The organism is Bacillus sp. SG-1 (genome assembly GCF_000181495.1).
Classification (GTDB): domain Bacteria; phylum Bacillota; class Bacilli; order Bacillales; family Bacillaceae_B; genus Rossellomorea.
The window spans coordinates 1-7,944 of the sequence record NZ_ABCF01000104.1 but is presented as its reverse complement, the minus strand read 5'-3'; the positions used below and the strand labels follow the sequence as shown (position 1 = coordinate 7,944).

The following is a 7,944-nucleotide window of genomic DNA, read 5'->3' as shown; positions in this document are numbered from 1 at the left end:
AAGAGAATTACCCTCATTTTGATCTCTTGGGTGAGAAGCAAAAATTGGTACTGGAGAGTGAAAGGCTATATAGTCACTTGAACCGGTTTCACCTTTGAAACAAATGTCGAAAATTGACGATTGACTTCATGTGTCAATCATAGTACGTTCTATTTATCTATTAATTATAACTGGAGTTTTCTATGACGAAATTGAAAGTATATCAACACAAATTGATTGATAATATTAGAAAAACGTTATCCCAATGGCTAAGTTCAAATAATGAAATTCCTGCAGCTGATGTGAAGAGATTTTTTCATTCTATCAGCGGCACAGCACCGACGATTGAACTTGATGAGATTGGCAGGCAGGCTTCTGAGTCCATGAAAGCCGTTGATCATAGAGGGGACGACAGCTGGAATAGAAAGAACATCCAGGAAATCATCTCTCCCTTATTAAAAGAATGCTACCAGTTTGAGTATGAAAATACGATTGAGTTTCCTATCAGGGCTGATAGTAACCAAAGAAGAAAGATTGTTTTTCTTGTAGAAAACGATACCACCTTTTTAATGTATATTAAAGATTTTCTTGAGAGAAAAGGTTTTCATGTTTTCGGATTTACCGATCCTGATAAAGCTATTTCAGCTTTGTATGATGTTAAACCTGATTGTATCCTGCTGGATATTTTCCTGGGTGACCAAAATGGACTTGATACGCTTTCCCATATAACCAAAACGGTCCAGAAACAATATGTCCCAGTCGTAATGATGTCAGAAAATAACTCAGACAGCCTGCGGATGGAGAGTTACAAAAAAGGCGCCGATGATTTTCTTCTGAAGCCGTTCATTTTGGAAGAACTTTTTATTAGGGTGAACAGACAGATTGAAAGAAAAGAATTTGTCGATCATTTAATCCTGGTTGATGAGTTGACAAGATTGTATAACAGGAAGTACCTTCATAGTTCTTTTTCACAGTTATGTGCCAAACAATGGGAGGAAGAACAGGAATTATCGATTGCTTTTTTGGATCTCGATTATTTTAAACAGGTGAATGACCAATACGGACATTTGACAGGTGACATAGTCTTAAAAGAGTTTTCAGATTTTGTTAAACAGAGATTATCACCTGAGGACAGTTTTATTAGGTATGGGGGAGAGGAATTTGTCCTCTTGTCTCCTGATACGTCTGCAGAGAAATGCAAAGAACGCCTGAACAACATTTTGGCTGCTTTTTCGGAGTATGTCTTTAAAGCAGAGGAAGGTGAGGAATTCACCTGTACCTTTTCCTCTGGTGTTGTAGATGTCGATGCTTCAGAATCCACTTCTTTATCTTATTGGCTGGATATGGCGGACCTGGCCCTCTATCAATCTAAAGAAAATGGCAGAAATCAAGTGACCCTGTTCGACCGGAGCATGGCTTCTTCCCAAAAAGCCGTTTCGGTTGCTCTGTTGGAAGACGATCCAATCATGCAGGTACTGCTTTCAAATACGATTAAGCAGGCGGCTTCCTTAAACAATATTCCGATTTCGATTTCTAAATATGAGAGTGGAGAACAATTTTTGGAGAGCGGCTGGCTGGAGCAAAATCAAAAGGGGATGGTTCTTCTCAACATCTTCATGGATGGAATGAGTGGTATAGAAACGCTGAAACAGGCAGATTTTGATCCCTTTACGGTTTTGATGCTGTCCGCAGAAACAAGAAAAACAGAGATGATCCAGGCGATTGAATTAGGTGTTGCCGATTATGTCATCAAGCCTTTCTCAATCAGCGCTCTTGAAAATAAAATTTTATTCTACTTAAGTAAAATAGCAGATCATTCATAGGGAGAGGGAACATGAAGAAGATACTTTTAGCCGAGGATGAAGACGTCCTTCGTATGTTAATAATGGACACGCTTGAAGATGAGGGATACGAAATCCACGAAGCCGCTGATGGGGAGGAAGCAGAATCCCTTGCAGTCTCTACTAAATTTGATTTGATATTATTGGACTATATGATGCCTCTAAAGACCGGCCTTGAAGTCATTAAAATCATAAGAGGCGACAATTTAAACAAGGATACCAAAATTATGATGCTCACAGCAAAGAGCCAGAAATCAGATGAAAGAACGATTTTGGAAGCCGGTGCGGATTATTTTCTATCCAAACCATTCAGCCCGATGCTGCTGGCAGAAAAAGTAGAGGAAATCTTAACTCATAATGAATAATTATTTTCAAACAAGCTTATCACGCCGGTTTGCCTCTTTGATGGCTGTCTTTATTATTTTGTTTCTTATAGGGGCCAGCATCATCTTATTTATTCAGTTTCATGTACAAAAGGATTACGAAAAACAGAATATATTAGCTGAAGATAAGGAAAAAATCATAATAAACATCGATGATAGTTTTAACCAGGCGATATTGGATGTCCGGGGATATATTGCATTCGGCAATGAAAGTTTAAAAGAGAGCGCCTTAGATGAGAAGGTCGAAATACAAGGTCTCATCAAGATGTATAGTGAAATGCCGCTGTCTAGTAAGGAACAAGTCTTTCTTCAGGAAATGATCTCTTTTCATGACCTATATTTCAATGAGCTTCTTCCCCCAACTTTTAATGATTATGAACAAGGGAATATGCAGGCTATTGTCAACAGGGCAAACAATGCGGGCACAGCTCAAATACAAACATTCCAACGCAACCTGAATCGCTATCGTTTGGAACTTGATAACCGTGTTGAGGTAAATAGTGATGCTCTTACCTCAATTTATCATAAATTACAATGGACGATGTTTGCTTTTGTTCTGTTTATGCTGATCATCCTGCTATCCATCACGAGAATCAGCCTGAATAGAATCGGAAAACCACTTAAAGAATTGGCTTTTGCAGCAGACAAGGTCAGCCGGGGTGATGAATCAAATATCGTCTTCACAAAGGATAAACGATATGATGAAATTTCCATCCTGAAAAATAGTTTTATAAAAATGTTCAATTCCATTAAAGAAAACGAACAACATATGAAAGATACCAATGAGGAATTGTCTGAACAGCAGGAAGAGCTGCAGGCTCAGCAATTCGAACTGGAAAACCTATTAGGGCAGATGGAAAACCGGGAAAATCAGCTAAGACATCATAACGAACTCATTAATAGCTTATCGAACTCCCTGGATAAACAGGAAGTGCTGAACTCCATCGTAAAAGGTTTCTCTGGTGTCCTTCGAGCTGATAAAGGAATTATTGTCATCCTGGACTCTGAGAAGACTTATGCCAAATGGGGTGTATCCCAAGTTGGTGTCCAGCAGTTCATCAGTCACTTGGATAATGGAACGCTTGAAAGGTTGCAGGAAGAGCAGCACCCTCATGTTATTAAGCGAAGACTTCCTCGTGAAGAAAAGGGAATTCACAACGAGGATCAACCTTGCTGGGATCTCTATCTTCCAGTATTGTCACCCAGTGGAAATGTAGAAGCTGTAATGGTATACTCACGCTTTTCGGGAGGGTATTCAGCAGAAGAAATGCAAGAATATTCCTCCTTATCCAAACAGGTATCCATTTCATTGGAAAAAATTAAGGTTTTTGAATCATCTGAAGCCGACCGAATGATGAATAACGATATTCTTAACACTATTCATGAAGGAATTCAGCTGTTGGACACAAATGGAAAAATTATCCATATTAATGAAACATTCTCTTCAATTTACCAGTCCGATCATCTGAACCAATATATCGACAAGTCATTTTTGGAATGGTTTAACGACGTCAGTGACATCGTTGAAGAACCGGTGGAGTTATATAATTTTGCGAATGAATTATTAACTAACGAAATTAATGCACCGAACCAAGCTCAGTACAAGCTCATTAACGGTCAGCCGAGAATGATCCAAGTGTATGCAGAGCCGCTTTACAGGAATGAAACTCTCACTGGCTGGATTTTGGTGCACCGTGACTTTACAAAAGAATACGAAGCCGACCAGATGAAAAATGAATTGGTAAGTACAGTGTCACATGAGTTACGGACACCGCTTGCCAGTGTGCTTGGCTATACTGAATTACTGATTAACCGTGAATTAAAACCGGAGAGACAAAAGAAATATTTGAATACGATTTATCAGGAAGCGAATCGTTTAACCGTCCTCATCAATGACTTCCTTGATGTTCAGCGGATGGAGTCGGGGAAACAGACTTATGAGAAAAAATATGAGTCCCTCACTCCGCTGTTGAAAGAAGTCATAGAAGGAATAAAAATCAATACCTCAATCCATGATATCCAATTTGTCAGTGATGCTGATGATGATATGGTTCTTGGTGACCGCGACAAACTGCTGCAGGTTTTCCAGAATCTTATCCAAAACGCGGTTAAATACTCACCTGCCGGCGGTAACATCACCATAAAATTGCACTCAGCGCCAAAAGAACTTCATGTATCAATAATTGATGAAGGCCTGGGTGTTCCAGAAGAAGCGATGCCCAACCTCTTTACTAAATTCTTCCGTGTCGATAACTCGGATAGAAGAAAGATTGGCGGAACGGGACTTGGACTTGCCATTGCCAAAGAGATCATCAAGGCACATGAAGGAGACATTGTCTTGTCTTCCAAGCTGGGCCAAGGTAGTACATTTACAGTAATTCTCCCAAAGGTAAAAGGGATTGCTGAGATCACTACTGAATCCTACTCCGGTAAGGGCAGGGGGAAGATTGTCATAGTGGAAGATGACAAGCAGCTTGCTTCACTGCTATCCAATGAGCTGACGGAAAGTGGTTTTTTCATTACGACCTTCTCAAACGGGGAAGAGGCTTTAGCATATGTTGAGAAAAACCCGCCTGATGCAATCATTCTGGATATCATGCTGAGTATGTCAAACATGGACGGATTGGATGTCCTTCAGACAGTAAAAAACCATTCCGAATTAAAAGACATTCCAGTATTCGTATCGACAGCCTTGGATGAAAAGGAAAAGGTATTGAAGTTGGGGGCAGAGGGGTTCCTGGTAAAACCTTATTCGCCAAGCAAGCTTACCGAATTGGTGTTGAATAATCTAAATGGGTAAATTTCAATTAACGGGTTCGGACTTCGTTGGAAAAAATAGTATTAAAGTAGCAGCAATAATAAAGCAATGGATGAGCCGTTCATCCATTGCTTTTTAATTTAGGTTGATAATGAGCTGTAATGCATTGATATGAAGCCTTATAGGCAGTTCAGAAGGTGGAGTTAATTGGAACTTTTACTTCTCTGGGTCGTAAATATAGTAAAGTGAAGCAATAGATTACCCCCAACATATACCTTGTAAGGGATAAAAATATATGGGCTTTAGTATTTGGATATACATAACAGTCTTATTAGCACAGTTAGTCGGAGGCTCTCTGGCATTTACTATTTTTACTTCTATTTACTTGAAAAATGAACCTAGAGGACTTGTAATCCTAGCTATTATCGTTTGACTTATACTTATTCACTGATACAAGGATTTAAAATTTCGTTTATTATGGGAGCTGGTATGTTGGTAGTTTTATTTTGTTTATCCGTATTTACTTGCTTTCTCCTTCAAAAAAAGAGAAAACGGCCGGGTCAAAGTAGTACTTCGAAATGGTGGAATCCCCATAGAAGAGAATCGGCCGGGTTAAAGTGGCGCAACGACAAGGTGGAATTCAAAAAGAAGAGATTCGGCCCGGTCAAAGTGACGCTTCGATAAGGGGGAATCAGAAAATAGAAAAACGGCCGGGTCAATGTAGTACTTCGACATGGTGGAATCCTTATAGAAGAGAATCGGCCGGGTCAAAGTAACGCTTCGATAAGGTGGAATCAGAAAAAGAGAAAAACGGCCGGGACAAAGTGGCGCTACGACAAGGTGGAATCCAAAAAGAAGAGATCCGGCCGGGACAAAGTGACGCTTCGATAAGGGGGAATCAGAAAAATAGAAAATCGGCCCACTTAAACTGGTGCTTTAACATAGTGGAATCCCATAAAGAGAAAATCGTCTGGTTGAAAGTCGCACTTCGCCATGGTGGGATCCCAAGAAGAGAGAATCGGCCAGGTCAAAATGAACCTCGACATGGCCAATCCACAAAAGGAAAAAAGGGTTGCCAATTCATACGTGAATCGGTAACCCTAATGAAGTATTAATTTAATTTTCCTGCTCCGGACCAGTTAGGAATCAATCTGTCTTCTTTTATTACTTCTTATACTCATAAGACGGTTCTTCCAATTTTTCGTTGAAATTCACAAAAAGGTCATGCTCGGAGAAGAACCACAAGTCATTTTCTTCTATAAAGAAAGTAGTGCCGTCCACCTCTGTTTTTGCCCCTATATCAATAGGTTCTTCCTTGTTCACGCCTAAGGAGAAAGATTCATGCAGCGGACTTGACCCTCCATAACGGACGTAAAAACGGACGAAATCCCCTCGCTCGATATGCATTTCATCTTTAAACCATTGTAGTGCTTCATCTGAAAATGAAATATTCATAGTTGAACTCCCTTCATTACACTGTCTTCGTTTATTATATGACGTTTTCCTTTTCTTCAGCCAATCATCGGCTCACAAAAGGGAAATGAATGGATTGAAGCATACTCTCTGTGTTATTTTAATACTATACTTAATGCTTAAAAAGGAGTTTAAAGAATGAATAACCTCAAATTGTTTATTATCATAGGAACAGGAATCTTTGGCGGTTTGATTCTTATGTCTTTTATCCAGCTGGAAAAAGCTGAGTACAGGATGGAGGCTCTTAGTTTTATTGCGATTGCAGCAGCTGTTTACTTTGTTTTGCTGTGGCTCTTTCAGAAGGGCCTTAAAAAAGTTTTCACCGCCGCCGTATTGGTGTTGGCGATTCTCGCGATTTCCACTGCAATGTTTCACCATTTCCTATTTCCTGCGACTCATTAAAAAACCTGTCCAAGTCGGACAGGTTTTTTACCTTTATTGCTGGATATCCATTACGTGAGAGACCATTTCGTCTTCAGGAAATGAAACCAGTCCGCTTTGATGGGCAGCGGCAAGGGGCAGTATTCGATAGTTGCGATAGTTAGACTGCGTCACAAAAGTGGGCTGGAACCCTATTTCCGGAAATGAGATTCTCTTGCCGTTTTCGTCAATTACCTTTTGTACGGTGACGTTTGCAATACCACCGATATTTTTCAAATCACCTTCCTGGCCGGAAAGAAAGTTACCTAACGAATAAATTACGACAGCTTCACGTCCGTCTTCTGTTGTCAGCTTTTCAATTGGCTGCAGTACGTGCGGGTGATGTCCGATAATTAGATCCGCTCCCGCATTGGTCAATTCCCTTGCAAGTGTTTTCTGAGTTTCATTTGGATATCTTTCATATTCATTTCCCCAATGAGCTGCCAGCACAACCATATCGACTCCAAGATCTTTCGCTTTTTGAATATCACTCTTCATTAAATCCACATCAATCAAGTTGACAAGATAGTCCTTGCCCTGCGGTACAGGAATACCGTTCGTGCCATAAGTATAAGCCAACAAGGCAAATGAAATGCCATTGACGTTAAATGTCCTTATATTCTTACGATCTTCCTCGCTTTTAAAAGAACCGGTATAAGGCATGCCGATTTCTTCATAGTGGGAGATCGCACTGAGTACACCTTTTGTTCCTTTATCCAAGGAATGGTTGTTTGCCGTCGTTACTGCGTCAACTCCAAGTTTCTGCAAGGCATCGACAATTTCATATGGGCTGTTAAAAGCAGGATAGCTGGAAACCCCCATGTGTGCCCCCCCTGGAAGGGACTCCTGGTTCGCAATCATAAAATCAGGACTTTGCAGGAAGTTCTCCACATCCTGGAACATTGGCGTAAAATCATAAGAATCTCCTTCTTCAGCATCCTGATAGACTGTATTATGAAGCAAAACATCCCCGATCGCGCCTATGACAGCTTTGGTGGTATAAGATTTCTCCTTAAGGGCGGTATCCGCAACAGAATGGAGGCTGTACGAGCCTTTTTCTTCGATAGTGCTCTGTGCTGACTGAAATTGA

At 40.3% G+C, this 7,944-nt stretch carries 6 protein-coding genes and 1 pseudogene; 5 read left to right on the top strand and 2 right to left on the bottom strand.

Translation table 11 applies throughout. The features are described 5' to 3' along the window. The 4 genes and pseudogenes from BSG1_RS21680 to BSG1_RS18275 all read left to right on the top strand — a co-directional run. Positions 1-98, top strand: a pseudogene (locus BSG1_RS21680) (hypothetical protein); the annotation flags it as partial. Positions 99-182: 84 nt separating this feature from the next. Beyond that, positions 183-1,802: a diguanylate cyclase gene (locus BSG1_RS18285; protein ID WP_006838705.1), complete on the top strand. Its 1,620-nt coding sequence runs from the start codon at positions 183-185 to the stop codon at positions 1,800-1,802. Between the two features lie 11 nt (positions 1,803-1,813). Further along, entirely contained in the window at positions 1,814-2,185 is a 372-nt protein-coding gene (locus BSG1_RS18280) for a response regulator transcription factor (protein WP_006838704.1), read from the top strand. After that, positions 2,178-5,003, top strand: coding sequence for an ATP-binding protein (locus BSG1_RS18275; RefSeq protein WP_006838703.1), 2,826 nt, complete (start codon positions 2,178-2,180; stop codon positions 5,001-5,003). The genes BSG1_RS18280 and BSG1_RS18275 overlap by 8 nt, the downstream gene beginning before the upstream one ends. A 1,122-nt stretch (positions 5,004-6,125) precedes the next feature. Here BSG1_RS18275 and BSG1_RS18265 read toward each other — a convergent pair. Beyond that, complete coding sequence (locus tag BSG1_RS18265) at positions 6,126-6,416, bottom strand: HesB/YadR/YfhF family protein (protein WP_006838700.1); 291 nt, start codon at positions 6,414-6,416, stop codon at positions 6,126-6,128. Positions 6,417-6,572: 156 nt separating this feature from the next. Here BSG1_RS18265 and BSG1_RS18260 point away from each other — a divergent pair, with 156 nt between their 5' ends. Next, positions 6,573-6,836, top strand: a complete 264-nt coding sequence (locus BSG1_RS18260; RefSeq protein WP_006838699.1) for a hypothetical protein — start codon at positions 6,573-6,575, stop codon at positions 6,834-6,836. A 33-nt stretch (positions 6,837-6,869) separates the two neighbouring features. On the opposite strand, the gene BSG1_RS18255 is transcribed toward BSG1_RS18260, so the two are convergent. Next, the coding region (locus BSG1_RS18255; protein WP_006838698.1) for a CapA family protein at positions 6,870-7,944 on the bottom strand (1,075 nt) is incomplete at its 5' end.

Coding starts and splice junctions, on each gene's coding strand:
- BSG1_RS18285 (WP_006838705.1), top strand. CDS start 183: ATGACGAAATTGAAAGTATATCAACACAAATTGATTGATAATATTAGA.
- BSG1_RS18280 (WP_006838704.1), top strand. CDS start 1,814: ATGAAGAAGATACTTTTAGCCGAGGATGAAGACGTCCTTCGTATGTTA.
- BSG1_RS18275 (WP_006838703.1), top strand. CDS start 2,178: ATGAATAATTATTTTCAAACAAGCTTATCACGCCGGTTTGCCTCTTTG.
- BSG1_RS18265 (WP_006838700.1), bottom strand. CDS start 6,416: ATGAATATTTCATTTTCAGATGAAGCACTACAATGGTTTAAAGATGAA.
- BSG1_RS18260 (WP_006838699.1), top strand. CDS start 6,573: ATGAATAACCTCAAATTGTTTATTATCATAGGAACAGGAATCTTTGGC.